Raw genomic sequence first — 26,525 nt, 5'->3', positions numbered from 1 at the left:
GCGCCTTCGACGGGCCCGCGTGGACGGCGACGATCTCGCCGACGGCGAGGATGCCGAAGCGCATCCGGTGCCGGAGCGCGGGCGGTCTCGTCGCTGTTTTCGACCGGTCTCGATCGGGGGGGGAGGAGGGTCCCGAGCGCGGTCAGCGACGGGGCCGGTCACAGGAGACGGGCGCCCTGGGTGTCGATGCCGGGGACCAGGACCCGCCAGCCGTGCTGCTCCAGGGTGAAGCGGGTCTGATCGGCCAGGCGCGCCAGGACCAGCACAGTGGGGCCGGCCCCCGAGATGACCGCCGGGTAGCCCTGCTCGCGCAGGGAGTCCATGACGGCCATGGAGCCGGGCAGGACGTCACGGCGGTACTCCTGGTGGAGGCGGTCCTCGGTGCCGGCCATGAGCAGGTCGGGGCGACCGGCGAGGGCCAGCATGAGGACCGCGGCCCGGGAGGTGTTGAACAGGGCGTCGGCGCGGGGCACCGAGTTCGGCAGGACCCTGCGGGCCTCCTCGGTGGACAGGCGCGTGGCCGGGGGCGGCACGAGGATCGTCACCGGCAGGGAGCCGTCCACGGGCATGGGGGCGGAGCGGGGGTTCCCGTCGGCCTCGATCCAGGCCACCGTGGCGCCGCCGTAGACGGCGGGGGCGACGTTGTCCGGATGCCCCTCGAAGCTCGTGGCCAGGGAGAAGACGGAGTCAAGCGGCAGGGCCCGGGGGTCCGAGAGCAGGCCTCGGGCGAGCATGAGGCCGGCGACGGCGGCGCTCGCCGAGGAGCCGAGCCCCCCGCCGTGGGGGATGCGGTTGATGCAGCGCATCTCGAAGCCCGCCTGGGGGGCGCCTGCGGCCTCGAGCCCGGCGCGCAGGGCCCGCACGACGAGGTTGTCGTCATCCGTGGGAACGACGCCCTCGCCCACACCCTCGACGCGCACGCTCGTGACGCCGATGATGGGGCGGACGCTGACCTCGTCGTAGAAGCGGAAGGCCATGCCGAAGGAGTCGAAGCCCGGCCCCATGTTGGCGGTGGTGGCGGGGACTCGGACCCGCGCCTCCTCGTGGGCGATGCGCATCGTCACTCCCCCTCGACGCGCAGGACGGAGACGACCTCGCGGACCTGCTCCATGCCGCGCAGGGCCTCAACCGCCCGGTCGAGGTGAAGGACGGCGGCCGGGTGGGTGACAATCGTGACGAGCGGGTCGACGCCGTCGGAGACATAAGAGGCCTGGCGCACGGAGTTGATGGAGATGCCGTGGTCGGCCATGGCCCGCATGATCGCGGCGAGCGCGCCGGGGGCGTCGACGGCGCGCAGCTGGACCTGGTAGCGGGTCAGCGCCGACTCGGGGCCGAGGATCGGCAGGTCGGCGTAGGCGAGCTCGCGGGGCGCCTGCCCCCCGCCGATGCGGTGGAAGGCGGCGGCGACGACGTCGGAGAGCACGGCGGAGGCGGTGGGCGCCCCGCCCGCGCCCTGACCGTAGAACATGAGGCGGCCGGCGGACTCGGCCTCGACGAGCACGGCGTTGAAGGCGCCGTGGACGCCGGCCAGGGGGTGGTCGGCCGGGACGAGGGCGGGGTGGACGCGCACGGAGACGCCGTTGGCGTGGTCGTCCTCGCGGCGCTGGGCGACGGCCAGGAGCTTGAGGACGCAACCCGAGGCGCGGGCCTCGCGGATGTCGTCGGCGGTGATGGAGCGGATGCCGGTGACGTCGACGTCATCGATGCCCACCCGCGTGTGGAAGGCGAGCGAGGCGATGATGGCGCATTTGGCGGCGGCGTCGAGGCCGTCGACGTCGGCGGTGGGGTCCGCCTCGGCGTACCCGAGGGCCTGGGCGGCCGCGAGGGCCTCCTCGAAGCCGAGGCCCTTGGTACTCATCTCATCGAGGATGTAGTTGGTGGTGCCGTTGACGATGCCGAGCACGGAGGTGACGCGGTCCCCGGCCATGGACTCGCGCAGGGCGTAGACCACGGGGATGGCGCCGGCGACGGCAGCCTCGTAGTAGAAGTCAGTGCCGGCGGCCGCGGCGGCGGCGTAGAGCTCGGGTCCGTGGGCGGCGATGAGGGCCTTGTTTCCGGTGACGACGGAGGCGCCGGCCCTGAAGGCGGCCAGGATGAGGGTGCGAGCGGGCTCGATGCCGCCGATGAGCTCGACGACGAGGTCGTTGCCGGTGGCCACGGCGGTGGCGTCGTCGGTGAGGAGCTCACGGGGCACGGCCGGGTCGCGGGGGGCGTCGAGGTCGCGCACGGCGATGCCGGTGACCTCCAGGCGGGCGCCGCTGCGGGCGGCGAACTCCTCCGCCTGCTCGCCCAGCAGGCGCACGACCTGCGTGCCGACGGTTCCGGAGCCGAGGACGCCGACCTTGAGGACGGGGTGCGCGGCCCGGGAAGCGGGGGCTGCGGGCGGAGCCTGCTGGGTCATGGGACCACCTTGTTCTCGTGCGGCGGGCGGGGCAGGGTCAGCATAGACGGGGCCGCCCAGGTGCCGCGCGGCCGTCCCGGCGCATGGCGGGCCCTGTGGGGGACAGCCCTTGCCCATGCGCCCCTGCCGTTGCTGCGGCAGGGGCGGTGGAGGGGCTACTCCCCCTCGAGGGCGATGAGGTCCTCCACCGTCTCCGGGCGCAGGATCCATCCCTGGCGTCCGTCACGCACCCAGGCGACACCGGGGCGGGTGAACAGGTTGTAGTTCATGGCCATCGAGCGCCCGTAGGCGCCGGTGGCGGGCACAGCCAGCACGTCACCGATGGCGAGGTCGGCGGGAAGGTCGACGTCGCGCACGACGATGTCCCCGCTCTCGCAGTGCTTGCCGACCAGGCGGGAGCGCACGAGGCCGACGGCGGGGTCGGGGCGGCGGCCCGCCAGCAGCGCGGTGTAGTCGGCGCCGTAGAGGGCCGGGCGCAGGTTATCGCTCATGCCGCCGTCGACGCTCACGTAGAGGCGGCTCGCGCCCTGCCCCAACTCGACGCGCTTGAGGCCGGTCACCGTGTAGAGGGTCACCTGGGCGGGGCCGGCGATGGAACGGCCGGGCTCCACCGAGACATGCGGGATGGCGTCGCCGAGCTCGTCGCACAGGCGGCGCACCACGGCGGCCAGGGCGCGGGCGAGCGCCGCCGGCGAGGGCGCGGGGGCGTCGGCGCCGGTGTAGGCGATGCCGAGCCCGCCGCCCAGGTCGATCTCCTCGCACAGCACGCCGGTGTCGGCCGCGACCTCGTGGCGCAGGCGCAGGACCGCCTCGGCGGCGGCCTCGAAGCCCGCGGGATCGGTGATCTGTGAGCCGATGTGGGAGTGCAGGCCGCGCAGCTCGAGCTCGGGCGCGGCGATGATCGCGTCGATGGCGGCGCGGGCGGCGCCGGTGTGGACCGACAGGCCGAACTTCTGGTCCTCATGGGCCGTGGAGATGAACTCATGCCCGCCGGCGTGGATGCCGGTGGTCAGGCGCACCATGAGCCCGGCGCGCTCATCGGGGCCGTAGATCCCCTCAGCGCGCAGGCGGCGCACGGCCTCGGCGGCGTAGGCGATCTCCTCGGGGGAGTCGACGACGAGGTGCCCGAGGCGCTGCTGGACGGCCATGGCGACCTCGGCGGCGGTCTTGCCATTGCCGTGCAGCCCCAGGCGCGAGGGCGGGAAGGACTCGGAACCGTCCCCCTCCCCGGTGAGGGCGGCCAGGCCGATGGCGAGCTCGACGCGCGAGGCGGTGTCGATGCCGAGGCCGTCGGAGAGCATCCACCGGGCCACGCGAGTGGTGAGGAAGGCCTTGCCGGCATAGAAGGCATCGCCGCCATTCATGCCGTAGTCCGGCCAGAACTCCTCGGCCATGACGGAGGCCCACACGCTCGCGCGCCCGCGCATATCGGCCTCGTCGAGAACGTAGACGGGAGTGGGGGCGTCAGCGACGATCTCGGACACAGAGCGCCCGCCGACCACCAGCTGGCCATCGTCGCCGCGGCGGGCGGTGGTGGGCCACAGATCGGGGCGCTCGGCGGGCTCGGGGGCGACGAGGGCGCCCAGGGGCGGCTCACCGGCGGGCACAAGGCTCTGGCCGGGGGCGGGCCGCCCGGTGGGGGTTGGGGTCCGGCCGGACGCAGCGGGCACCACGGCCTCCTGGGAGCCGGGGGCGGGGGCGTTCACATCCGCTCCGGTGCGCTGACGCCCAGGAGGGCGAGGCCGTTGGCGAGCACCTGGCTGACGGCGTCGTTGAGCCACAGCCGGGCGACGTGGCCGGGGGTGATGGCGTCATCCCCCCGCGGGGTGACGCGGGTGGCGCCGTACCAGGTGTGGTAGGCGGCCGCGAGGGACTCCAGGTAGCGGGCCACGCGGTGCTGCTCGCGCAGCTCGGCCGCCTGGGCGACCACCGCCGGGTACTGGGCGAGCGCGCCCAGGAGCGCGGCGTCGGCGGGATCGTCGAGGGCGGCGGGATCGAAGCCGGCCTCCCGCGCGACCCCGTGCTCGGCGGCGTTGCGAGCCACATTGCGAGTGCGGGCGTGGGCGTACTGGACGTAGTAGACCGGGTTGTCATTGGAGGAGGAGGCCAGCAGGTCCAGGTCGATGTCGATCATCGAGTCCATGGACGAGCGGGTCAGGGCGTAGCGGGAGGCATCCACGCCGACGGCGTCGACGAGGTCCTCCAGGGTGACGATCGTGCCGGCGCGCTTGGACATGCGCACCGGCTGCCCTTTGCTCACGAGGTTGACGAGCTGGCCGATGAGGATCTGCATGTTGACCTGGGGCGTGTCCCCGAAGGCCGCGCACATGGCCATCATGCGGCCGATGTAGCCGTGATGGTCGGCGCCGAGCAGGTAGATGGCGCAGTCGGCGCCGCGCTCGCGCTTGTCCAGGTAGTAGGCCAGGTCCGCGGCGAAGTAGGCGGCGTCGCCGTCGGACTTGATCAGGACGCGGTCCTTGTCGTCGCCGAAGTCGGTGGTGCGCAGCCAGACGGCGCCGTCGTGGTCGTCGATGACGCCGCGCTCGCGCAGGCGCTCGATGGCGCGGCCCACGGCGCCGGAGGCGTGCAGGGAGTCCTCATGGAAGAAGACGTCGAAGTCCGAGCGGAAGGCGTGGAGCTCGGCCTTGATGGAGTCGAACATGAGGGCGACGCCGCGGGAGCGGAAGACCTCGGCGGCCTCGGCGTCGGGCAGGCCGGCGGGCGCGGGGCGGCCGGCGGCGGTCTCGGAGCGGGTGACCCGCTCGGCGATCTCCGCGATGTAGGCGCCGCCGTAGCCGTCCTCGGGGGTTTCCTGGCCGCGGGCCGAGGCCAGCAGGGAGCGGGAGAAGCGGTCGATCTGGGTCCCGTGATCATTGAAGTAGTACTCGCGGGTGACTGAGGCACCGCAGGCGGCGAGGATGCGGGCCAGGGAGTCGCCGACGGCGGCCCAGCGGGCGCCGCCGAGGTGCACCGGGCCGGTCGGGTTGGCGGAGACGTACTCGAGGTTGATGTGCTGGCCGGCCAGCGTCTCATTGCGGCCGTAGGCCTCGCCCGCGGTAACGATCGTGCGGGCGAGCTCGCCGGCACTGGCGGCGTCGAGGCGGATGTTGAGGAAGCCGGGGCCGGCGACCTCGGCGGAGGCGACGCCGTCGAGGGCCTCGATGCGGGGGGCGAGGAGCTCGGCGAGGGCGCGGGGGACGGTCCCGGCCCGCTTGGCCAGCTGCATGGCGACATTGGTGGCCCAGTCCCCGTGGTCGCGGTTACGCGGGCGCTCGACCTTGGGGAGCCCGATGTCCTCCGGCGCGAGGGCCAGGGATCCGTCATCGACGGCGGAGGCGAGGACTGTGCGGATTGCTGCGGCGAGCTCTTCTGGGGTCACGGCCGCAAGAGTACCGGACCCGAGTCCGGGCGCCCCCGGGAGAACCGGGACCTGAGCGGGGACGCGCCCGAGCGCGCCGATCCGAGTAGACTTTCGGAGAACCGAAACCCCTTCTGGCGCACGATGGACATCCGCACTCCCCCCGACCCGACCAACCGCACCGCCCTGCCCGCTGCGGCCGCGCGCGTCGCGGTGGGCCATAACGCCGTCGACGCGATCGCGGCGCGCCACCGGCTCCTGGCCCTGCTGGGCCCTGCCTTCGTCGCGGCGGTCGCCTACGTGGACCCCGGCAACGTGGCCGCCAATATCACCGCGGGAGCGCGCTACGGCTACCTCCTGGTGTGGGTGCTCCTGGCGGCCAACGCCGCCGCCATCCTCATCCAGTACCAGTCGGCCAAGCTCGGCATCGTCACCGGGCGCTCGCTGCCCGAGCTCCTGGGCGCCCGGCTCCCGCGCCCCGCCCGCCTGGCCTACTGGGCGCAGGCCGAGCTCGTGGCCGCCGCCACGGACCTCGCGGAGATCATCGGCGGGGCCATCGCCCTCCACCTGCTCACCGGGATGCCCCTCCTCGTCGGCGGCGTGTGCATCGGCGCGGTCTCCATGGCGCTGCTCGCCCTCCAGGACAGGCGCGGACAGCGAACCTTCGAGGGCGTCGTCGTGGGGCTCCTGGCGCTGGTGACCATCGGCTTCATGGGGGGACTGGTAGTGGCGCCGCCAGACTGGGGCGCCACGGCCACGGGGATCGTTCCGCGCCTGGAGGGAAGCGGGAGCCTGCTGGTGGCGGCCTCCATGCTGGGGGCCACCGTCATGCCCCACGCGATCTACCTGCACTCCTCATTGGTGCGCGACCACAACCGCGCGCTGACCGGCGCGGACGATGGCCCCAACCGCGGCCCCCGCACGCACCGCCTCATCCACGCCACACGCATCGACGTTGTATGGGCGCTGGCCGTGGCGGGGACGGTCAACATCGCCCTGCTGCTCCTGGCCGCCTCGGCACTGGCGGGCGAGCGGGGGACCGACACCATCGAGGGGGCGCACGCCGCCATCGCCGCCAACCTGGGGCCCGTGGTCGGCGCGGTCTTCGCCGTCGGCCTGCTGGCCTCGGGCCTGGCCTCGACATCGGTGGGCGCTTACGCGGGCAGCGAGATCATGGCGGGGCTGCTGCGGCTGCGGGTCCCGCTGCTCGCCCGGCGCGCCATCACCCTGGCGCCCTCGCTGCTCATCATCGGCGCGGGGGCCGAGCCCACCTGGGCGCTCGTGCTCAGCCAGGTGGCGCTGTCCTTCGGCATCCCACTGGCGATCGTGCCCCTCATGCGACTGACCGGCTCGGAGGAGGTCATGGGCCCCTGGCGCGATGGCGCAGCGCTGCGCTGGTCCTCCCGCGCCATCGCCGGGCTCATCATCGCGCTCAACGGGGCCCTTATCGTCCTGACGCTCATATGAGCCGACACCGGTCGGCGGGCCAGGAGCGCCACGAGCCGCCCGTCGGTTTCTCCCCGAGGCCGGGCGCTGGTACAGTCGCGCAGCGGGCCCCGGTAGCTCAGTGGATAGAGCGTCTGCCTCCGGAGCAGAAGGTCGCAGGTTCGAATCCTGTCCGGGGCACCATCGAGCCCCCGCCCGGCGCACTGCCGGCGCCGAAAGCCGCATCGTCCAGACCCTCATGCGCCGCCATCACGGCCCTCCACTCAGCCCCGCCCGGTCTGGTGCGAGCGCGCCGCGCCCCCACCAGACCGGGCACAGCACCACTCGCGCGACTAGCATCACCACCATCACTAGTCGCGTTAGCAGAGGCCACGGGGCCAACGACGACGCCCCCGAATAACCCACCACCCCAAGTTCTGTAGCACAATACCGGTATGCCCATCCACTACACCGAGTAGCGCCGACAAGCACCGCATCGCGCACCAGGACATCGAGTACGCGCCCGGCCACACCGAATGGGAGGAACGATGACCCGTACCACCACCAATGACGAGCTCGACGCCCTGCGCCCTATCGGCCAGCCGCTCGGCGGAGGCGACATCGCCGACGAGGACGAACTCCGAGCGATCATGGGCGGGCGCCCCAACCTCGACTCCCCGCGCGCCACCGGCGCCGGCGCCTCCGCCCGACGCCAGGTCCGCCTGCCCGAGCACCTCAACACCGCCCTCGACGACTACGCCGCCGCCCACTCCACCACCCCCAGCGCCGTCATCCGCGACGCCCTGACCGCCTACCTCAACGCAGCCTGACCCCACAGACCTCCCATCACCACCCCGCCCCAGGAGAGCGCCATGCCCGCCCCCAACGACCCGGCCGACCCGCCATCCGACCTTCAACACCGGGACCTGCCGATCACGGACCTGCACCTGGATCTGGAGAACCCGCGCACCGGTGAAGCCGCCGATGAGCAGGAGGCAACCGATCTCCTCTGGGAGGAGGCGGAGAAGTCGATCTGCGGCCTGGGACGCCACATCAGCGAGAACGGCCTCAACAATGCCGACCCCCTCTACGTCATCCCGCGCCCCGCCGGAGGCTACACCGTCATCGAGGGCAATCGTCGGCTTCTGGCACTACGATCCCTGGCCGACCCACCGAGAATCAGCGCCAGAGCGCAAGAGGCCCGCCAGGCCTTCGCGGCCCTGGTGAGAAGAGACCCCGGCGTCCAAGCGCCAAGCACTGCAGCCTGCTACATCTATCCCTCGCGCCAGGCGGCGGAGATGTGGATCGATATCAAGCACATGGGCCCGGGCGGCGGCGAGGGCACCTATCGATGGGACCCCAAGGCCAAATACAACCGCAGCGTGAAGCGCGGCGACCCCCGGAAATACGGACCAGAGATGTGGCGATGGCTGCGCAGGGTCTATAAGTCCGACAAGGAGATGCACGACCTAGTCCTCAAGGCGGAGGAGACGCAGTACACCTATATGACCCGGATCGCCACCAAAAAGGCGTTCCGTGAGACCCTCAGAGTGTCCATGGGGGCCAACGGCATCGAATGCGGCTACAAGGCCATCGAGGTACGGGCGCCGATGCGGCGGATGCTCACCGATATCGCTAACAAGAGGATCGACGCCAGATCCCTGAGGGACACTGAGCAGATCAAGGATTACATCCTGAACACCCTCAACCCACTCATCCAGTGCCAGGACGAGCTCTTCCCCTCCGCCCCTGGCCCGCGTCCCCCATCCAACTCCGACAAAGGCGGAACAGGGAGAACTGCCAATCGCTCGGACGGCACGGGAGTCAAGTCAGCCGACCGGCCGGCCGGATCGAGTTCCAAGGAAACCATTGACCAGGAGCGCGATATCTCGACCACCCCACACCCTCAGGATCGTCGTGATGAATCCCCGCATCCGGTCGAGACGAACCCTATGCCCAAGCCGTCAGAGGACCACATCTTCCCCACTGTCAACTTCACCCCCTTCGGGCCCCGCATCGCCGCCATCGGCGAGCAGGCTCAGAAGCTATCCATCCGCAGGCACCGGGACATATGCGGGGTCATGCTGCGTGTCCTGATCGACCTGACCACCACCCAGCTCATCGCCAAGTATGACCAGAAAAAGCCCTCCTATTTCGCCGACCAGGTCCAGGCGGCAATCGAGATCCTCGACCCGAAGATTAAGAACCTGAAGAAACAAAAGAACAGCGCCCTGGCCATCCTGTACTGGGAGTTCACCACCAAGGCCGAGAATCACGGGTTCGCCGCGCCGCGTCTGCACGACATGGTTCACTCCCCTACCAGGGTCACCACTGAGAGCGAAATCCGCCAGGAATCCGCGCGGTACGAGCCCCTACTCACCGCGATGTCCAACCTGCTCGCGCAAGGCTCCACCAGGGTGTCCACGGGCCAGGAGAACGGGCAGTCTTAGCCCCATGAGGTATCTCTCGCCGCTGCGCTACCCCGGGGGCAAGGCCCGTCTCGCGCCGCTCTTGGCCAGGATCGCGACCTGCCAGGACCCCACTCCCACCCACTACGCCGAGCCCTACGCCGGCGGCGCCGGCGCGGCCCTGCGACTCCTGGCCGACCAGGTCGTCACCGACATCCACCTCAACGACCTCAACCCCGGCATCGCCGCCTTCTGGCGCACCATCACCACCAAGGACGGCGCCGCCGAGCTCTGCGCCCTCATGGACGCCACCCCCATCACCGTCCGGCAGTGGCACCGCCAGCACCGCGTCTACATGAACGACGAGACCGGCAGCGATGATCTCACACTGGGCTTCGCAACCTTCTTCCTCAACCGCACCAACCGCTCCGGCATCCTCGACGCCCGCCCCATCGGCGGCCTCGACCAGACGGGCAAGTGGAAGATCGACGCCCGCTTCAACAAAACCGCCCTGCGCCAGCGAATCGAGGCCATCGCCGCTCACGAGGGCAGGATCCACGTCACCCAGGCCGACGGCATGGCCTTCCTGGACTCCCTGGCCCCCCTGGGCCCCCAGGTCCTGGTCTACGCCGACCCCCCCTACGTCGAGAAGGCCCGCGACCTCTACCTGCACGCCTTCGACAACGAAGCCCACCAACGCCTGGCCACCGCCCTGACCGCCGCCCCGTGGCCCTGGGTGCTGACCTACGACGACCTGGAAACCATCTGGGACGGCCTATACGCCCAGCAGCGCTGCGCCCGCTTCGACATCCCCCACACCGCCGGGATCCAGCACGTGGGCAGCGAGACTATCGTCTACGGCCCGACACTCACTCTCCCAGACGACACCCGCGTCACCCGCACGAGCACCGCTCACTGGATCAGTTCGCCACGCGCACTTACTGCTGGATGAATCGCGTTCCGGACTGTGGACGGGCGCCACTAACCCCCCAAAACCAAGACGGGCGCTTGGGGCGTGGGGGAGGGAGAGGGGCAGGGGTGGCGGCCCGGGCACGGCCTCCCCCGCGTCGACGCACTGCCTGGCCTCGCGCTTGGGGTGTGGTGGTGGGTGCCGAAGCCCGCTCCGACCGGAGGACTTGACCCACAACATAATGGGTAGTACCATAATGGTGTGGGGTTCGAGTTCACGACCAGCGCCGACAAGCACGGCATCTCCCGCGTGGACGCCGAATACGCCGTCGTCCACAACGTCGGTTACATCGAGATCACGGCGCGCCGCCGCGGCACCCGCTCCTTCATGTTCGTCGGCCTGCCCCACCCCCACGCCATGCGCTACCTCGAGGTCGGCGTGAGCGTCGACGGACGCGGTACCCGCATCATCTTCCACGTCATGGAGGTCACCGACCTCTACCGCGACCTCATCCCACCCACCGACGACAACCGCTGAGAAAGGCACGCCGATGACCGACAACCGCACCTTCACCGAGGCCGAGCAGGCCTACTACGACCAGCTCGACGAGGACGTCACCGCCGGCCGGGTCCAGCGAGTCGGATCCGTCCACCACCGCGACGGCTCGGCCGTCAGCGACGACGAGCTCGACGTCATCCTGCGCGGTCGCCCCAGCCTCGGACACACCCGCGCCACCGGACGCGGCCGCTCCCCGCGCCGCCAGGTCCGTCTGCCCGAGCACACCAACAACGCCCTCGACGCCTACGCCGCCGCCCACTCCACCACCCCCAGCGCCGTCATCCGCGACGCCGTCGAGGCCTACCTCGCCAGCGCCTGACTCGCCAACCGGCTCCGCAGCCCTCACTCGGCCTGCCGGCTGAGTGCCCGGTGGAGGGTGGAGCGGTGCACGCCCAGATCGCGGGCGACGTGGGCTTTGGGCACGCCCGCGGCCACGCGCGCCCTGGCCCGCTCGATATCCGCCTCGCTCAGGGCACGGGCGCGCCCGGTGTAGATGGCAGCGTCGCCCAGGCCTCCCAGCGCCTGGGCATCGCCCCCCCCCCAGGGCGTGCGCCACCGCATCAGCACCGGCTCCCTGCCCGCCCTGCGCGTCGGACGCTCCTGGAGCATCCCGGCCACCGCACTGTCCACCGCGCGCAGACACCACCGACCCCCCGCGCCACAATCCCGAGCGACAGGGACCGGCCACCATGAATGGTGGACAGCCCCTCTCTTCGCGCGTGGCTCCGCCAGCCTCCTGCCCCGGTCGCCGGCGTGCTCACACGCCCCACGACAACGACGACAGGCCCCGGCGTCGGGACCGTCACATCGGGACCGTCACAGAGGAGGCAGACATGGACAACGACATCGCTGAGCACGCCGATTGAGTCGCGCTGGAGTACCGCGATCTGTCATTGGATCGCAGGTGGTGGGCTGATCGCTGCGATCAGCCCCTGCCCGAGGAGCTGCGGGCCTATCTCGATGGGTTGAGGCGTCCTCCCAGCCCATTCGCGAGCGAGGCCTTCTCAGGGCCTGCGACGTTCGGCATCACCACCGATGGGCGTCTCCGGTACGACCTGGCTCCGACCGGTGACAGCCGGCCCCAGTACTTGGCGCCGGTAGCGGAGTGGATAGAGTCGATCGACACCCTGTGGGATCACGGCTGCCGGAACCTCTTGGCCGCGCACGGCCTCGTCGAGCGCGCCCGGGACATCCTGTGTCAAGCCCCGGGTTTGGTGGGGTTTTGTCTGATGTCGGTGGTCGTCGGCTGGGGGTGGTTGGTGGTCTGCTTGCCGGCGGCCGGTTGCCGGGCGCTCTCGCGCTCGATAGGGGTGTGCATGGCGATGGCGGGGTGAGGACGCATGGTGTTGCAGCAGCGGGCCCGCTTCGGTGGTGGCGATCACGAGCGACGTCGATACCCTGCCAGGGCCGGGCTGTCTGGGTAAGCGCGGTTGCGGATCAGCTCGGCCTTGTACAGGGAGTCGAGAGCCTCAGCCATCGCGTTGTCGTAAGAGTCGCCTGTGGAGCCGACCATGGCCACGGCGTCGGCCTCGTCCAGACCCTGCCCGTAGCGGATAGCGCGGTACTGCACCGCGCGGTCGAAGTGAGCGGATCAGGCCCGTTAGATCGACACCGTCGTTCGTTGCGGACCCTGATGGCCGTCTCGGCGAAGTGCTGGGGTGGATGAGGGAGTCGTGGGTCTCGCCGCTCTTGTTGAAGATGTCGCGGGCGGTGAGGTGGACGTTCTGGTAGTCGATGACGAGGACGGCGGACAGGGTATGGCCTGGCGCATGGGGTTCCTTGGGTTGAAAAAAATCCCCACCAACCCGTGAAGGCGGTGGGGAGCAATGCCTGTATTAGAGAAGGTGGCGTGGACACCTGTCAACCCCCTGCCCTGCCCACCGGAGGCCGGGCAGGGCGACGGGCGAGAGAAGAGTCGAGGGCCCGTGGGCCCGGGCTCTCACCCGGGCCCACGGGCCCTTCGCTCACGAGGCCGCTCGACTCCCCCGGTTCCCATGACAAGGGAGGAGCGGTCCCCCTTCACCGAAGCGACCGGAACGGGCTCCCTAAAACCCGCACCGATCTCGATACGAAGCGGTCACCGGGTTCCCCAACCCTCACGCCCCGCACCGTTCGGCGGCAGTCACTATGTAACTCGCCGGACCTGGGAGCACACCCCCTGTTGCACTGGGAAGCGCCTGGGAAATGACGGCGGGTGGCGACGGGCGCGTCCAGTGGCGCCCGGACGCGGGACCACAGGCGCTCTCACGCGGGGCTGAGCGCCCTGCCAGTGGAGGTGAACCGGTCTCACTCCTCATTTCGACCGGTTTCGGCGCTGTTTTCGACCGGTCTCGATCAGAGGGAGTGGAGAGCCAGGGTGGGGCGATCGGTGATGATTGCGTCCACGCCGAGACCCGCCAGTCGCCGCATCTCCCGCGGCTCGTCGACAGTCCACACGTGAACCTCCATGCCCGCGGCGTGAGCGGCGGCGATGAGACGACGGGTAACCACGGTCACACCCCACTGCGCGACGGGGATCTGGACGGCGTCGACCCGGCCGCCGTGGGAGAGGCGCTCGAGGAGCGCGCGCTGGAGCAGCCGCCTGGGCGGGGAGGCCTCGGCGGACAGGAGCAGTGCGATGATGTCCCGCATTCCCAGGGAGGAGCGGATGGAGGGCTCCAGGGCGCGGGCCCGGTCGAGCCTGCGCGAGGAGAAGGAGGAGAAGCGCACCCGCTCCAGCGCACCCGCGCGCCTCACCGTAGCGATCGCCGCCTCGACGACGCGGTCGTCCTTGAGATCGGTGTTGAGGAACAGGCCCGGGTGCGCCTCGAGGGCCTCGTCGAGGCGCACGGGCGGGCGCCCGTCACCGGCGTCGGTCATGGCCAGGTCCGCCCAACGGGTCTGCCCGACCATACGGGGGTCGCCCGTGGTGCGCTCCAGATCCGGGTCATGGGACAGGACGACGACGCCGTCCGCCGTGGCGCGCAGGTCCGTCTCCATCCAGTCCAGTCCGAGCCCGGCCGTGTACTCCAGGGAGGACCAGGTGTTCTCCGGGACCTCCCCGCCCCCTCCCCGGTGGGCGATGACGGCGCAGCGGCGCCGACGGGCAGCTCTCACGAGCAGTTCGTGGTGAGCTCGGCGGCCGTGTTGCCCTGAAGCCATGTCCACGGGTTGACGGTGGAGGAGTCCGCAGTGTCGTTCTTGGTGCGGATCTCGAAGTGGAGGTGCGGTCCTGTGGAGTAGCCGGTGGAGCCCACGCCGGCGATGAGCTTGCCGGCCCCGACGGTGTCGCCCTTCTTGACGTAGATCCCGTCCCCGTACATGTGCAGGTAGGAGGAGTACCAGGTGGTGCCGTTGATGTTGTGCTCGATGGTCACGGTACCGGTGCCGTCCACCATGCCGGCCTCGACCACGGTTCCCGAGGCGATCGCGTAGATGGGCGTGCCGACCGGGGCGGACATGTCCTGCCCCGCGTGGAGCTTCTGGTAGCCCAGGGTCGGGTGGATGCGGTAGCCGTAGTCGGAGGACAGCTCGTAGGTCCCCGAGACCATCGGGTAGAAGAGCTCGGGAGCCTTGGTGAAGGCGCTGGTGTTCCCGGAGGCGCCGGAGGACCGGGCGGCGCAGGTGACGGCGGCGTTGTCGTAGGCCTCGCGGATACGGGCCAGGGTGGCGGCGTCGGGGGCGTTGGACAGCCCGGCGTCAGTGCCGGGCTCGAAGCCCGCGTCGGAGCCCAGCACTCCGGCGGAGACGGAGGACGGCGTGCCGATCGCGGTGCCCGCGTAGGTGGAGGCCGCCGCGGAGGCGGAGGAGGGCCCGTCCCCATTGCCGAGCACACGGGCCTGGAGGGGCGCGACAACGGTGGCGACGGCGAGCACGGCGAGCACGGCGACCCGGCTGGTGGTACCGCGCAGGGTGCGGCGGCGGGCGGGCGCTGGCGCGACGATCGCCTCAGCGCCCTCGGGGTCCGTGTCGAAATCTGCGGGGGTGGGTTGCTCGGAGGCGGGGATCTCCACCGTGGGCCCATCGGAGCCGCGGCGCGGGCGCGGCGCGGGGGTCTCGGGGACGGCGACCCCGGCATCCGCGGCGGGCTCGCCGAAGGGCTTGAGCACCTCGTGCGCAGTGGACTCGCGGGCATCGTTGTGGACGACCATCGCGGGGGCGTCGGCGACAGCGGACAGCGAGCGTCGGCTCGGGCGCTCGACCTCCGCACCGCGATCCCAGAGCTCCGGCGCCTCGTGCTCGAGCGCCCGGGGGGCGGGCGACGCGGGCTCGGCCGCGACGGGCCCCCTCGCCCGGGGCATCGCGCTCTCGGGCAGCGCCGCGACGGGCCCGATCGCGCCGACGTGCGGGGGCGGATCCGGGAACTGGAGGGCGACGTCGGCGGTACGCGCGGTGCGGAGTGCGCCCGCGGCGCTGAGGGCTCCGTTCGCGGCCTCCCGCTCGGCTTGGAGACGCGCCTGGCGCAGGCGCTCGCTGCGGGTGAGAGGGGCCCGGGGCGTCGCGGCGGCATGGGCTGGAGCGCTCGGCCCGGAGGCGGCGGTGAGAGTGGGGACGCCGGGGGAAGGCGCCGCTGGCACCCGGGAGGGGGACGCCATGGGTGCGCGATGGGAGCCGCCCGCGTCGGGGATGGCGCCCTCGACCCGGCCGCTCCCCGCGGCCTCCGCGAGCGCGGCCTGGGCAGCCCGCTCCGCATCGCGGCGCTGGCGGCGTGTCAGGGGAGGCTGGCTCACGCGGGATTCTCCAGATCGTTTCGGGGACATCCCCGGTCACTACCGGGGGGCGGCAGAGATCGGGTCGGGCCGACGATCGGCTCGGCCTCATTCACCTTAGCGAGCCGACGACGCGAGCGCCACATGGGGTATGGCACGAGCGTATCCGGGCAGGCCAATACCGCTTCAGTAAGGCGATCACTCATCCTCTACGGCGTTGAGCCGCGGTCGATCCCGGTCCCTGCGCTGGTGCTCCTCGCGCTGCATGGCGTCGTTCACCTCTCCGACGAGCTCCTCGAGGATGTCCTCCAGGAAGACCACGCCGATGGTCCGCTCACCGCGCCCCTGCCCGGCCGGCTCGAGCACGCGCCCGAGGTGCGCACCGGTGCGCTGCATGGCGGCGAGCACGTCCTCGACCTCGTCGTCGGCGCGCACCGGCACGAGCGCCCGCGAGCGCCAGGCGGGCACGGGCTCGCGGCGCTCGCGCTCCTCGGCCCCCAGGATGTCCTTGAGGTGGATGTATCCGGTGATGATCGGATCGGCGGCCTCCTCGCGGGCGGCTGCGGCGCCGTCGGGCCCGGCCGCCCGGGTGATCGGGAAGCGGGAGAATCCGGTGGAGGCGACCTGGCGCTCGACGTCCTCCGGGGTGCAGTCCGGGGGCAGGGTGACGAGCTCGCCGAGGGGCACCATCGCCGAGCGCGCGGTCTCCTCGGAGAACTCGATCGTGGAGCTCAGCAGGCCGGAGTCGTCGTCGAGAACGCCCTCGGCGGTGGAGCGCTCGACGATCGCGGCGACCTCCTCGACGGTGTAGACGGCGGACACCTCGTCGCGCGGCTCCATGCCGAGCGCGCGCAGCACCCCGTTGGCGATCCCGTTGAGCCCGGTGATGACGGGCCCGAACAGCCGGGAGAGGGCCACGAGTGGCGGGGCGAGCCAGCGCGCGGCGGACTCGGGCGCGGCGATGGAGAGGTTCTTGGGGACCATCTCACCGGCCACGACGTGCAGGAACACGACGATGACGAGGGCCACGACGACGGCGGCCGCGTGGGCGCCGGACTCCCCCGCGCCGACGGCGAGCAGGGGCCCGGCGAGCAGGTGGGCCAGGGCGGGCTCGGCGATGACGCCCAGTCCCGTCGAGCACAGGGTGACGCCGAGCTGGGCGGTGGCGAGCATGGCGGAGACGTGTTCGAGGGCCCACAGGGCTGTGCGGGCGCGGACGTCGCCGGCCTCGGCCAGGGGCTCCAGGGCGGCGCGACGGGAGGAGGTGACGGCGAACTCGGCGCCGACGAAGAAGGCGTTGCCCACCAGGAGGGAGACGGCGATGGCGAGGGCGAGGGGGGTGCTCATGCGCGCGCCCCCCGCTCAGTGGGCTCCTCGCCGGAGCCGGCGGCCGGCTCCGTGGGCCGCACGCGCAGGCGGGTGATCCGGCGCCCCTCCATGGCCTCCACGACGAGTTCGGCCCGCGGCAGGACGAGGCGATCCCCGATGGCGGGGATGCGGGCCAGCTCGGTCATGATCAGGCCGCCGAGGGTCTCGTACGGCCCTTCGTCGGGGACGTGGACGCCCGCGCGGGTGGCGAGCTCGTCGGGGCGCATCCAGCCCGGGACGATCCAGTCCCCGGAGGCCTCCAGGTGGGCGCCCCCGCGGCGCCGGTCGTGCTCGTCGGCGACATCGCCCACAATCTCCTCGACGGCGTCCTCGAGCGTGACCACCCCGGCGGTGCCGCCGTACTCGTCGACGACGACGGCCATCTGGGCGCCCTGGGCGCGCAGCTCGACGAGCAGGGAGGCCAGGGGCATGGTCTCGGGCACGCGGGGAGCGGGTGTCATGAGCGAGGAGGAGGCCGCGGGCACCTCGGCGCGCTTGGCGTAGGGCACGCCGATGGCGCGGCGCAGGTGGACGATTCCCAGGATGTCGTCGACGTCGTCCCCGGTGACGGGGAAGCGGGAGTGCCCGGTGGCGCGGGCAAGGTCGACGACGTCGGCGGCGGTGGCGTCGGCGGGCAGCGTGTGGAGGCGGCCGCGGTCGGTCATGACGTCGACGGCGCTCAGGTCGACCACCCGGATGGAGCGGGTGAGCAGGGTGGCGGTGGAGGCGTCCAGCGCCCCCTCCTGGGCGCTGTGGCGCACGAGGGCGGCGAGCTCGCCGGCGGAGCGGGCGCCGCTGAGCTCCTCGGCGGGGGTGACACCCAACCAGCCCAGGACGATGTTCGCCGTGCCGTTGAGGACGCGGATCACCGGGGACAGGATCGTGGTGAAGCCGGACAGCAGCGGGGTGACCAGGCCGGCGGCGCGCAGGGGGTCGGACAGGGTGGCGTTCTTGGGGATGAGCTCGCCGACGAGCATGGAGAAGGCGTTGACGAGGATGAGGGCGAGGGTGACGGCGGCGCCGGCGGCCACGGACCGGGCCGGCCAGCCGGACAGGAGGCCGTCGAGGATATTGGCCAGGGCGTCCTGCATCGTGTAGCCCAGCAGGATCGTGGTCAGCGTGATGCCCACCTGCGCGCCGGACAGGAGCGTGGACAGGCGCCCCAGGGCGAGACGGACCCTCTCGGCGCGGCGGTCGCCCGCGGCGGCGCGGGTCTCAACGGTGGAGGGGTCGAGGGCGACGAGGGAGAACTCCCCGGCGACGAAGACCGCTGTGCCCGCGGTCAGGAGGATGCCGACAAGGATCATGAGCGCGTCGCGCACGTCTTCCCTTTCCTGTGGTGGTGGGCCGCACGCTACCACCGCGCCCGGTGCTCGCCCGGGCGGGGCGCGGGGGACGGTTCTCATCCGGCAGTCGCATCGCATGCCGGCGCGATCCCGGCTCGCCCACCGTTTCCCGGGACCAAAGCCTCATGAGCCCGTAGACTTGAGCCGGAGCCCGGCCGGTACCACGCGTATCGCGCCCCGGCGCCGCCGTCCCCTCTATCAGGAGAGATGAGCCGTGACCACCCCGCAGACCGCAGACTTCGGCGCCAATGAGTGGATGGTGGAGGAGAAGCGCGAGGCCTGGCTGGCCGACTCCTCCTCGGTGAGCGCACCGTGGCGCGAGTTCTTCGAGGCGGCTGGCCCCGTCGGCGGGCCCGGGCCGGAGTCCTCCGGGGCGCTGCAGGACGTCACGCGCTCGGACCTGCCCCCGGCCCCGCCGTCGAGCACGGAGCCACCGACATCCCCGTACGCCCAGCGCCTGGCGGCCGGCCCCCGCTCCCCGCAGGAGGTCCCGGCCTCGAACACCGACATCCGCCTCAAGGGCGCGGCGGCCCGGACGGCCAGGAACATGGAGGCCTCGCTGGCGATCCCCACGGCGACATCGGCCCGCGCTGTGCCGGCCAAGGTCCTCATCGAGAACAGGGCGATCATCAACGCCCACCTGGCGCGCACACGGGGCGGCAAGGCCTCCTTCACCCATCTCATCGGCTGGGCCGTGGTGGAGGCGCTGGCGGAGATGCCGGCGATGAACGTCTCGTACCGGCTCGACGACGACGGCCGCCCCACCCTGCGCTCCCCAGCGCATGTGGCTTTCGGGCTGGCGATCGATGCGCCGTCGTCCAAGGGCGAGCGGCGGCTGCTCGTGCCCTCCATCAAGGAGGCGGACCTGATGGACCTGGCCGGGTTCATCACCGCCTATGAGGAGCTGGTGCGCAGGGCGCGCGCCGGGGAGCTGGGCGTCGAGGACTTCGCCGGCACCACGGTGACGCTCACCAACCCCGGCATGATCGGCACCCTGCACTCGGTGCCCCGGCTCATGAGCGGCCAGGGGCTCATCGTGGGCGTGGGCTCGATGGCCTACCCGGCGGCCTTCGCCGGGGCGAGCGAGGAGACCCTGGCCAGACAGGGCATCGGCAAGGTCCTCACCCTGACCTCCACCTACGACCACCGCGTCATCCAGGGAGCCACGAGCGGGGAGTTCCTGCGCCTGGTGGAGCGCAAGCTCATGGGGCTCGACGGCTTCTGGGACCGCGCCTTCACCTCAATGCGCGTCCCGCACGAGCCGGTCGCCTGGCAGCGCGACACCACCTACGATCCCGAGCTCGAGACCGGCAAGCCCGCGCGCGTGGCCGAGCTCATCCACGCCTTCCGCCAGCGCGGGCACCTCGCCGCGGACACCGACCCGCTGACCTACCGTCAGCGCCACCATCCGGACCTGGACCTGACCGCCTACGGGCTGAGCCTGTGGGACCTGGACCGATCCTTCCCCACCCGGGGGCTGGGAGGGGCTGGGAGGGGCACGCTGCGCGAGATCCTGTCCCTGCTGCGCGAGGCCTACTGCGGCACCGCCGGCATCGAGTACATGCATATCCAGGACCCGGCCCAGCGGGCGTGGTGGCAGGAGCGGCTCGAGGGCCCCCGCGCGCCGATGAGCGCCGATGAGCGCCACCGGATCCTGGCCAAGCTCGCCCAGGCGGAGGCCTTCGAGACCTTCCTGCAGACCAAGTACGTCGGGCAGAAGCGCTTCAGTCTCGAGGGCGGGGAGTCCCTCATCGTGGCCCTCGACCGTCTTCTGGACGCCGCCGCCCACGACGGCCTGGACGAGGTGGTCATCGGCATGGCGCACCGCGGGCGCCTCAACGTGCTGACCAATATCGCCGGCAAGTCCTACGGCCAGGTCTTCGACGAGTTCGAGGGCAACGGCGTCATCGTGGGGGCGGGCACCGGGGATGTGAAGTACCACCTGGGCACGGAGGGCGTCTTCTCGGGCACCGACGGCGTGAGCATCCGGGTGTCGCTGGCCGCCAACCCCTCCCACCTGGAGACGGTCGACGGCGTCGTCGAGGGGATCGTGCGCGCCAAGCAGGATCGGATCGGCCTGGGCGAGCGCGGGTACACGGTCATGCCGGTGCTCGTGCACGGCGACGCGGCCTTCGCGGGCCAGGGCGTGGTCTACGAGACCCTCAACATGAGCCAGTTGCCCGCCTACCGCGTCGGCGGGACGGTGCACATCATCGTCAACAACCAGATCGGCTTCACCACGGGGGCGGCCTCGGCGCGCTCCACCAACTACGCCACGGATCTGGCCAAGGGTCTGCAAGTGCCGATCTTCCACATCAACGCCAATGACCCCGAGATGGTGGCCCGCGCGGTGCGCCACGCCTACGAGTACCGGGCGGCCTTTCACAAGGACGTCATCATCGACCTCATCTGCTACCGGCGCCGCGGGCACAACGAGGGCGATGACCCCTCGATGACCCAGCCGGTCATGTACCGGCTCATCGACTCACTGCCCTCCACGCGCGCCGTCTACACCACCGACCTGCTGGGGCGCGGGGAGATCACCGCTGAGCAGGCCGAGCGGATCGAGTCCTCCTTCCACGACGAGCTGGAGCGGATCTTCGCCTCCACGCGCGCCCAGGCGCGGGGCGGGCCCGAGGCCGCTCCGCCGGCCCCGCTCCTGGGCGAGGACGCCTCGCTGGCGGACCCGACGACGGTGGGCCGATTCCCCGGCGGCCTGGGGGTCCCGGCCTCCCAGGAGGCCGGCGCCGGCATGATGATCGGCTGGACGAGCGCCGTCGAGCCGGGCGTCGTCGAGCGCATCGGGGATGCCCAGGTGGCTTGGCCCGAGACCTTCACCGTCCACCCCAGGCTGGAGCCGATGCTGCGCCGCCGCCAGGCCTCCAGCCGCGACGGCGGCATCGACTGGGCCTTCGCCGAGCTCATCGCCCTGGGCTCGCTGCTCATGGAGGGCGTGCCGGTGCGCCTGGCCGGGGAGGACGCGCGCCGCGCCACCTTCGCCCAGCGGCACGCCGTCCTGCACGACCACGGCACGGGCGCGGAGTGGACGCCGCTGAACTTCCTGACCCCCGGCCAGGCGCCCCTGGAGATCTACGACTCCCTGCTCAGCGAGTACGCGGCCCTGGCCTTCGAGTACGGCTACTCGGTGGAGCGGCCCGAGGGGCTGACGTTGTGGGAGGCCCAGTTCGGGGACTTCGCCAATGGGGCGCAGTCGGTCATCGACGAGTACGTCACCTCCGCGACCCAGAAGTGGGGGCAGCGCTCGGGCCTGGTCATGCTCCTCCCCCACGGGCAGGAGGGCCAGGGACCGGACCACTCCTCGGCGCGCATCGAGCGCTACCTGCAGATGTGCGCGCAGGAGAACATGCGCGTGGTCATGCCGTCGACGCCGGCCAACCACTTCCACCTGCTGCGCGAGCAGGCCTACTCCCGGCCGCGCCGCCCGCTCATCGTGTTCACCCCCAAGCAGCTGCTGCGCCTCAAGGCCGCCACGAGCCCGGTGGAGGATTTCACCTCCGGTGCCTTCCGGCCCGTGATCGGGGAGACCGACGCGGCGATCTCGCGCGGGGGCGGCGCGGACCGGGTGCTCCTGTGCTCGGGCAGGGTCTACTACGACCTCGTCGCCGAGAGGCAGCGCCGTGGGGACGCCTCCACGGCGATCGTGCGCCTGGAGCAGCTCTACCCGCTCGACGGCGAGGCGATCGAGGCGGCGCTGGCGCCCTTCCGCGGCGCGGAGGTCGTCTGGGTGCAGGACGAGCCGAGGAACCTGGGCGTCTGGCCCTTCCTGGCGCTCACCGCCCCCGCCGGGCTGGCCCGGCGCCTCTGGCCCGCGGGCCATCGGGGCGGTCTCGACGACGGCGCGGCCAACTGCGTGTCGCGCCCGGCGGCGGCCTCCCCCGCGCCCGGCACGGCGGGCCTGTACAAGCGCCAGCAGGAGGCGCTGGTGACGGCCGCCTTCGACCGCTCCTGACGGCGCCGGCCCCGGGGCGCGGACGCCGCGCCGGCAGCGCGCCGCCGGGCTCGGGAGGACCGGATCGGTAGTCTGGGGCCATTGGTCGGGAGGACTCCCGCACGAACAGGAGACCGTCAATGAGCGCAGCAACCGTCCCTGGAGCAGCCGACGCCAACAGGATCCACTTCATCGGAGATGAGATCGTCGCCGGATACGGCGATGCCCGGGCACTGGGTTGGACCGGCCGCGTCCTGGCGCGCACACCCCGCGAGGCGGACCTGCTCCCCTCCGCCCTGGCGATCCCCGGGGAGACCCTCGCCCAGCTCGCCGAGCGCTGGCACGCCGAGGTGGTGCCGCGCTCCACCCACACCCGGGCCAACCGGCTCGTCATCGGCATCGGCGTCGGGGATGTGCTGGCGGGCATGTCCGCCGCGCGGTCGCGCCTGGCCCTGGCCAATATCCTCGACAAGGCCTCCAGCGAGCACCGGCCCTGCTTCGTCGTCGGCCCGCCGCCGCTCCCCCACGCGGACACCGATGCGACGGCGGCGCTGTCGCATGCGGCGGCCGAGGTGTGCCGGCGCCGCTCCACGCCCTACGTGGAGGTCTTCGACCCGCTGCGCCACCATGACCAGTGGCTCACGGACGTGGCCGGGGGCGCCGGGCACCCGGCCCAGACCGGCTACGGTCTCATGGCCTGGCTGGTGCTGCACCGCGGCTGGTACGAGTGGCTGGGGGTTGAGGCCCCCGCCTGAGGCCTGCGGCATCGTGGTGTTCTTGCTCGGGCTGCGGTGGGACCGCGACGAACGGTCCGTCATGGGCTTGCCGGCCCGCTAGCGGTCGGCCCATCGTTCGACGGCGGGCCAGGAGACCTGGAGCCTCGCGGGGACCGCCAGGGGATCAGCGTCGTGCTCCGCCCGAAGGCCGGGGCGCAGCGGCGCCCTGGAGGATGGCCGCAGCACGGCGGCGGCCGATCACAAGGGTGATCGGCCGCCGCCGTTCGATGCTCGGGGCGTGACCGCCCGGCTCAGGCGTTGGGGCGCTTGCCGTGGTTGGCCCCGCTCTTGGCCCGGGCCCTGCGCTTGCGACCGCGCTTGCTCATGGTTGCCTCCTCGTGTCGGATCCGCCCCACGAGGGGGCAAGGAACGCGCACCATCCTCCCACACCGCGCCAAGGCCCGACCAATCGGATGCGGCCCCGTCGGCGTGCGCCTGGCCACAGGCCGAGCGCGCACGCCCGGAGGACCGCGAACCAGCGCGGGCTCCTGGGCTCATTCCCGCTCGATGCGCATCGAGCTCGTCCGGGTGACGGTCACCCGGGAGCCATCTCTGGAGACGATGGTGGAGGTCGTCCGGGACACGGAGGCGACGCCGCTCGTCCCGCGCAGGACGGCGAGGCGCCCCAGGACCCGGGCGCGGAGCTCGGGTGGCGCCTGCTCGGCGCAGCGCGAGCGGATGATGGCGCGCAGGTGCTGCTCGGCGTCGGCGATCTGGGCGCAGTGCTCGCATTCGGCCACGTGCCGCGCCAGGCGCTCGGCGACGGAGTGCTCGCACTCATGGTCGAGGAAGGCCTGAAGGTGGGCGATCATCTCCTCGCAGGAGATACAGCCGCTCTCCGGGGACGAGGGCGTCTCGGTCTCACCGCTCGCGGCACCGCGAGCGGCGGCGCTGGCATCGGGCGCGCCCATCACTCGCCCTCCTCGTCGTCGCCGGGGAGGTAGCCGAGCTGGCGGGCGTGGTCGGCCAGCAGCTCGCGCAACTGACGGCGCCCGCGATGCAGGCGGGACATGACGGTGCCGATCGGGGTGCCCATGATCTCGGCGATCTCCTTGTAGGCGAAGCCCTCGACGTCGGCGAGGTAGACGGCCAGGCGCCTCTCCTCGGTCAGCTCGTTGAAGGCCGCCTTGATCTCCTCGTCAGGCATGTCGTCCAGCGCGAGGGACTCCGCGCTCGGCAGCCCGACGGAATCGTGGGAGGCGGCGCGGTGGAGCTGCCAGTCCTCGACGGCGTCGGCGTCGGACTGCAGGGGCTCGCGCTGCTTCTTGCGATAGGAGTTGATGAAGGTGTTGGTCAGGATCCGGTAGAGCCAGGCCTTGAGGTTGGTGCCGGGGCGGTACTGGTGGAAGGAGGCGAAGGCCTTGGCGTAGGCGTCCTGGACGAGGTCCTCGGCGTCGGAGCGGTTGCGCGTCATGCGCAGGGCGGCGCCGTAGAGCTGGTCGAGGTAGGGCAGGGCCTCGGCCTCGAATCGGGCGGCACGGGCCTCGGCGTCCTCCTCGGCAGGGGCTCGCATCGGAGTGTCGCGGTGGTCCCCGAGCTCCTGGGTGTCGTCGAGGATGACGCTCCCGGAGTCCGCAGGAGTCGGTGCGGCTGAGGACTCGCCGGTGAGGCGGTCCTCGTGGTCGATCGTGCTCACGGAGCGCTCGCCGCGCTGGGTCTGCTGGTGGGTCATCACCGGCGAGCCTAGCGCGATGCGCCGCGCGGCGCGGGAAGGCCGGCGCGGGGCCCCGCCCGTCAGGGAGGCGAGAACAGGGGTCATCAGGGCCACAGGGCTGGGCAGCGCGGCCGTCTCGGTCATCACAGTCATCGCCTCCTCCAACGACGACGACGACGCGCTTGTTCCCGGTCCGGGCTCACTTGTTCCCGGTCCGGCGGCGCGCCGCAACCGCGGTCTCGTCCCCGATATACCGTCTCGACCCGCTCTTGCGCCCTCATTCTCGTCGTTTGAGGGCGCAAGAGCGGGTCGAGACGGTTTCTGCGGCTTCAGGGCGCACATCCGAGTCCGACGACACACGGTGGGGCCAAGCCGGAGCAGGCCGGGCCGACGCCCGCGACGACCTCATGGAGATGCTGACACCAGGTACCTTGCATTGCAAGATATATGGCGGGACCAGGAAGACGGGGCGGAGGAGTTGAGCGGGGGATGACCGGACCAGCGAGAGCCTCGAAGACGACCGCGGCTGGCACCGCGGAGCCACAGTTGCGCAAGGGCGCGCTCGAGCTCGCCGTCCTGGCACTGGTCGAGCGCGCCAAGCCCGACGGCATCTATGGCGGCGCCCTCATCGAGGAGCTCGCCGCCTTTCCCGCCCTCGCCGCCCCGCAGGGGACCGTCTACCCGCTCCTGTCCCGCCTGCGCGCAGTCGGGGTCGTGGAGACCACCTGGCAGGAATCCCCCAGCGGGCCGCCTCGGCGCTACTACCTGCTCACACAGGCCGGGCGCGAGCGCCTGGCCGCACAACGCCGGGTATGGCTGGCCCTGAGTCGCGACATGACCGCCCTCCTGGGCGGCACCACGCGCCCCGATCGCCCCGCACGATCCACGAGGTCCGCGCAGCCCGGCCACCCCACGAGATCCCCACAGGCAACGACGAGAACGACGAAGGAGAAGACTCGTGAGCACCGCTGAATCGCGCGCCGCGCCCTCGCCTACCCGGACCCCGGGCACCGACATGCCGACCTCATGGGAGGACGCCGAGTGGGACGACGCCGCACCGGCCGAGGCCCCCAGGATCCTCGGGATCCCCATCTCGCTCGATCCCCGCGGTCTGCGCGAGCGGGCCGCCCGCCACTACTCCCCCACCGACCCCCTCCTCGTGCCGCGCGCCTGGGGCATCGGCTGGGACCTCAATCTCGGGGCCCTCGCGGCAAGGGCGGGCTGGACCAACCCGGATGACCTGGGCGATGACCTGCGCCTGGGCCCGGCGGGCATGAGCGCGCTCAGCCTGGCGCCGGCCGCGCTCGCCGCGGGAGCGGCCATTGGCGCCGGTGCCGTTAGCAGGAGCACTCCGCCGAGGGTCCGGGCGACATCAGCGTCGAGCCTCGCGCCAGCCGTGCTCGCGGCCACCGCACTGGGCGCGGTAGACCTCGCGCTCGACGCGCACCTCCCGCAGCGCCTCGGCCACGCCACCACCTCGCTCCTGCTCACCGGCGCAGGGATCGCCGGCGCCCTCCAAGCACGGGGACGGGTCGGCCGCGCCCAGCAGGCGGCGGTCGTCGTCGGGGCGACCGCCGCGGCCACGGGCCTCGCCATCGCCGCGACCCGGGCCGCGATCCGCCGCGCCGTGAGGACCACCGCCGCGAGCGGCCAGGAGTAGTCCCGAGCAGCACGACAGTTGCGG

The 26,525-nt window shown here is 72.0% G+C and carries 24 protein-coding genes and 1 tRNA gene; 12 read left to right on the top strand and 13 right to left on the bottom strand.

The genetic code is table 11. The features are described 5' to 3' along the window. Window positions 1-158: 158 nt before the first annotated feature. The 4 genes from thrB to argS form a co-directional block, all read right to left on the bottom strand. Complete coding sequence (gene thrB, locus B6G06_RS02070; RefSeq protein ID WP_080462503.1) at window positions 159-1,058, bottom strand: homoserine kinase; 900 nt, start codon at window positions 1,056-1,058, stop codon at window positions 159-161. Window positions 1,059-1,060: 2 nt separating this feature from the next. Further along, window positions 1,061-2,401, bottom strand: coding sequence for a homoserine dehydrogenase (locus B6G06_RS02065; protein WP_081170730.1), 1,341 nt, complete (start codon window positions 2,399-2,401; stop codon window positions 1,061-1,063). Between the two features lie 155 nt (window positions 2,402-2,556). Further along, a complete protein-coding gene (gene lysA / locus B6G06_RS02060) occupies window positions 2,557-4,008 on the bottom strand; it encodes a diaminopimelate decarboxylase (RefSeq protein ID WP_080462601.1) in 1,452 nt (483 codons plus the stop codon). Between the two features lie 95 nt (window positions 4,009-4,103). Beyond that, a complete protein-coding gene (gene argS / locus B6G06_RS02055; protein WP_081170728.1) occupies window positions 4,104-5,780 on the bottom strand; it encodes an arginine--tRNA ligase in 1,677 nt (558 codons plus the stop codon). Between the two features lie 123 nt (window positions 5,781-5,903). On the opposite strand from argS, the gene B6G06_RS02050 reads away from it, so the two are divergent. The 7 genes from B6G06_RS02050 (at window position 5,904) to B6G06_RS02020 (ending at window position 11,379) form a co-directional block, all read left to right on the top strand. Beyond that, window positions 5,904-7,226, top strand: a complete 1,323-nt coding sequence (locus B6G06_RS02050; RefSeq protein WP_081170726.1) for an Nramp family divalent metal transporter — start codon at window positions 5,904-5,906, stop codon at window positions 7,224-7,226. An 86-nt stretch (window positions 7,227-7,312) separates the two neighbouring features. Continuing rightward, a tRNA-Arg gene (locus B6G06_RS02045) sits at window positions 7,313-7,388 on the top strand. Window positions 7,389-7,732: 344 nt separating this feature from the next. Beyond that, window positions 7,733-8,014 (top strand): ribbon-helix-helix domain-containing protein, encoded by a 282-nt coding sequence (locus B6G06_RS02040; protein WP_081170724.1) that lies wholly within the window; start codon window positions 7,733-7,735, stop codon window positions 8,012-8,014. A 42-nt stretch (window positions 8,015-8,056) separates the two neighbouring features. Continuing rightward, complete coding sequence (locus tag B6G06_RS02035; RefSeq protein WP_081170722.1) at window positions 8,057-9,634, top strand: ParB/Srx family N-terminal domain-containing protein; 1,578 nt, start codon at window positions 8,057-8,059, stop codon at window positions 9,632-9,634. 4 nt (window positions 9,635-9,638) lie between these two features. Further along, on the top strand, window positions 9,639-10,544 hold the full coding sequence (locus tag B6G06_RS02030; RefSeq protein WP_081170720.1) for a DNA adenine methylase: 906 nt from the start codon (window positions 9,639-9,641) through the stop codon (window positions 10,542-10,544). Window positions 10,545-10,763: 219 nt separating this feature from the next. Continuing rightward, window positions 10,764-11,039 (top strand): hypothetical protein, encoded by a 276-nt coding sequence (locus B6G06_RS02025; protein WP_081170718.1) that lies wholly within the window; start codon window positions 10,764-10,766, stop codon window positions 11,037-11,039. Window positions 11,040-11,052: 13 nt separating this feature from the next. Next, on the top strand, window positions 11,053-11,379 hold the full coding sequence (locus B6G06_RS02020; protein WP_081170715.1) for a ribbon-helix-helix domain-containing protein: 327 nt from the start codon (window positions 11,053-11,055) through the stop codon (window positions 11,377-11,379). A gap of 23 nt (window positions 11,380-11,402) precedes the next feature. Here B6G06_RS02020 and B6G06_RS02015 read toward each other — a convergent pair whose 3' ends face one another. Next, the gene (locus tag B6G06_RS02015; protein WP_205635464.1) at window positions 11,403-11,621 is read right to left on the bottom strand and encodes a helix-turn-helix domain-containing protein; all 219 of its coding nucleotides are present in this window, start codon (window positions 11,619-11,621) and stop codon (window positions 11,403-11,405) included. An 817-nt stretch (window positions 11,622-12,438) separates the two neighbouring features. After that, window positions 12,439-12,630, bottom strand: coding sequence for a hypothetical protein (locus B6G06_RS02005; RefSeq protein ID WP_081170709.1), 192 nt, complete (start codon window positions 12,628-12,630; stop codon window positions 12,439-12,441). A gap of 103 nt (window positions 12,631-12,733) precedes the next feature. On the opposite strand from B6G06_RS02005, the gene B6G06_RS10175 reads away from it, so the two are divergent. Continuing rightward, a complete protein-coding gene (locus B6G06_RS10175) occupies window positions 12,734-12,871 on the top strand; it encodes a hypothetical protein (RefSeq protein WP_164505179.1) in 138 nt (45 codons plus the stop codon). A 523-nt stretch (window positions 12,872-13,394) separates the two neighbouring features. Here B6G06_RS10175 and B6G06_RS02000 read toward each other — a convergent pair. The 4 genes from B6G06_RS02000 to B6G06_RS01985 form a co-directional block, all read right to left on the bottom strand. Further along, window positions 13,395-14,156: a glycerophosphodiester phosphodiesterase family protein gene (locus tag B6G06_RS02000; protein ID WP_338025868.1), complete on the bottom strand. Its 762-nt coding sequence runs from the start codon at window positions 14,154-14,156 to the stop codon at window positions 13,395-13,397. Continuing rightward, window positions 14,153-15,769: a peptidoglycan DD-metalloendopeptidase family protein gene (locus B6G06_RS10430; protein ID WP_240494080.1), complete on the bottom strand. Its 1,617-nt coding sequence runs from the start codon at window positions 15,767-15,769 to the stop codon at window positions 14,153-14,155. Before B6G06_RS10430 ends, B6G06_RS02000 begins: the two co-directional genes overlap by 4 nt. Window positions 15,770-15,946: 177 nt before the next feature. After that, window positions 15,947-17,095, bottom strand: coding sequence for a hemolysin family protein (locus B6G06_RS01990; RefSeq protein WP_081170705.1), 1,149 nt, complete (start codon window positions 17,093-17,095; stop codon window positions 15,947-15,949). Next, window positions 17,092-18,438, bottom strand: coding sequence for a hemolysin family protein (locus tag B6G06_RS01985; protein WP_205635463.1), 1,347 nt, complete (start codon window positions 18,436-18,438; stop codon window positions 17,092-17,094). The genes B6G06_RS01990 and B6G06_RS01985 overlap by 4 nt, the downstream gene beginning before the upstream one ends. A gap of 280 nt (window positions 18,439-18,718) precedes the next feature. Here B6G06_RS01985 and B6G06_RS01980 point away from each other — a divergent pair, with 280 nt between their 5' ends. Together B6G06_RS01980 and B6G06_RS01975 are read left to right on the top strand one after the other, a co-directional pair. Beyond that, window positions 18,719-22,432, top strand: a complete 3,714-nt coding sequence (locus tag B6G06_RS01980; protein ID WP_240494114.1) for a multifunctional oxoglutarate decarboxylase/oxoglutarate dehydrogenase thiamine pyrophosphate-binding subunit/dihydrolipoyllysine-residue succinyltransferase subunit — start codon at window positions 18,719-18,721, stop codon at window positions 22,430-22,432. Window positions 22,433-22,551: 119 nt separating this feature from the next. Beyond that, complete coding sequence (locus B6G06_RS01975) at window positions 22,552-23,166, top strand: GDSL-type esterase/lipase family protein (RefSeq protein WP_081170701.1); 615 nt, start codon at window positions 22,552-22,554, stop codon at window positions 23,164-23,166. Window positions 23,167-23,438: 272 nt separating this feature from the next. On the opposite strand, the gene B6G06_RS10715 is transcribed toward B6G06_RS01975, so the two are convergent. From B6G06_RS10715 to B6G06_RS01965, 3 genes are all read right to left on the bottom strand, one after another. Continuing rightward, entirely contained in the window at window positions 23,439-23,513 is a 75-nt protein-coding gene (locus B6G06_RS10715; RefSeq protein ID WP_373284822.1) for a 50S ribosomal protein bL37, read from the bottom strand. A gap of 168 nt (window positions 23,514-23,681) precedes the next feature. Next, window positions 23,682-24,098: a mycothiol system anti-sigma-R factor gene (gene rsrA, locus B6G06_RS01970; RefSeq protein ID WP_081170699.1), complete on the bottom strand. Its 417-nt coding sequence runs from the start codon at window positions 24,096-24,098 to the stop codon at window positions 23,682-23,684. Then, on the bottom strand, window positions 24,098-24,700 hold the full coding sequence (locus B6G06_RS01965) for a sigma-70 family RNA polymerase sigma factor (protein WP_167370992.1): 603 nt from the start codon (window positions 24,698-24,700) through the stop codon (window positions 24,098-24,100). Before B6G06_RS01965 ends, rsrA begins: the two co-directional genes overlap by 1 nt. 630 nt (window positions 24,701-25,330) lie before the next feature. On the opposite strand from B6G06_RS01965, the gene B6G06_RS01960 reads away from it, so the two are divergent. Both B6G06_RS01960 and B6G06_RS01955 read left to right on the top strand, forming a co-directional pair. Then, on the top strand, window positions 25,331-25,813 hold the full coding sequence (locus B6G06_RS01960; protein ID WP_081170697.1) for a PadR family transcriptional regulator: 483 nt from the start codon (window positions 25,331-25,333) through the stop codon (window positions 25,811-25,813). Continuing rightward, on the top strand, window positions 25,800-26,501 hold the full coding sequence (locus tag B6G06_RS01955) for a DUF5808 domain-containing protein (RefSeq protein ID WP_081170694.1): 702 nt from the start codon (window positions 25,800-25,802) through the stop codon (window positions 26,499-26,501). Before B6G06_RS01960 ends, B6G06_RS01955 begins: the two co-directional genes overlap by 14 nt. Window positions 26,502-26,525 lie beyond the last annotated feature (24 nt).

Source organism: Actinomyces gaoshouyii (assembly GCF_002076915.1).
GTDB lineage: Bacteria > Actinomycetota > Actinomycetes > Actinomycetales > Actinomycetaceae > Actinomyces > Actinomyces gaoshouyii.
This window is presented reverse-complemented; position numbering and strand designations above follow the sequence as displayed.

Excerpts from the sequence above, each read along its gene's own strand:
- B6G06_RS02030 (WP_081170720.1), top strand. The coding sequence starts at position 9,639 with ATGAGGTATCTCTCGCCGCTGCGCTACCCCGGGGGCAAGGCCCGTCTC.
- B6G06_RS02015 (WP_205635464.1), bottom strand. The coding sequence starts at position 11,621 with ATGCGGTGGCGCACGCCCTGGGGGGGGGGCGATGCCCAGGCGCTGGGA.
- thrB (WP_080462503.1), bottom strand. The coding sequence starts at position 1,058 with ATGCGCATCGCCCACGAGGAGGCGCGGGTCCGAGTCCCCGCCACCACC.
- B6G06_RS01990 (WP_081170705.1), bottom strand. The coding sequence starts at position 17,095 with ATGAGCACCCCCCTCGCCCTCGCCATCGCCGTCTCCCTCCTGGTGGGC.
- B6G06_RS02065 (WP_081170730.1), bottom strand. The coding sequence starts at position 2,401 with ATGACCCAGCAGGCTCCGCCCGCAGCCCCCGCTTCCCGGGCCGCGCAC.
- B6G06_RS02050 (WP_081170726.1), top strand. The coding sequence starts at position 5,904 with ATGGACATCCGCACTCCCCCCGACCCGACCAACCGCACCGCCCTGCCC.
- B6G06_RS01980 (WP_240494114.1), top strand. The coding sequence starts at position 18,719 with ATGGTGGAGGAGAAGCGCGAGGCCTGGCTGGCCGACTCCTCCTCGGTG.
- B6G06_RS01960 (WP_081170697.1), top strand. The coding sequence starts at position 25,331 with ATGACCGGACCAGCGAGAGCCTCGAAGACGACCGCGGCTGGCACCGCG.
- B6G06_RS01965 (WP_167370992.1), bottom strand. The coding sequence starts at position 24,700 with ATGCGAGCCCCTGCCGAGGAGGACGCCGAGGCCCGTGCCGCCCGATTC.
- B6G06_RS02040 (WP_081170724.1), top strand. The coding sequence starts at position 7,733 with ATGACCCGTACCACCACCAATGACGAGCTCGACGCCCTGCGCCCTATC.
- B6G06_RS01975 (WP_081170701.1), top strand. The coding sequence starts at position 22,552 with ATGAGCGCAGCAACCGTCCCTGGAGCAGCCGACGCCAACAGGATCCAC.
- rsrA (WP_081170699.1), bottom strand. The coding sequence starts at position 24,098 with ATGGGCGCGCCCGATGCCAGCGCCGCCGCTCGCGGTGCCGCGAGCGGT.
- B6G06_RS02020 (WP_081170715.1), top strand. The coding sequence starts at position 11,053 with ATGACCGACAACCGCACCTTCACCGAGGCCGAGCAGGCCTACTACGAC.
- B6G06_RS02035 (WP_081170722.1), top strand. The coding sequence starts at position 8,057 with ATGCCCGCCCCCAACGACCCGGCCGACCCGCCATCCGACCTTCAACAC.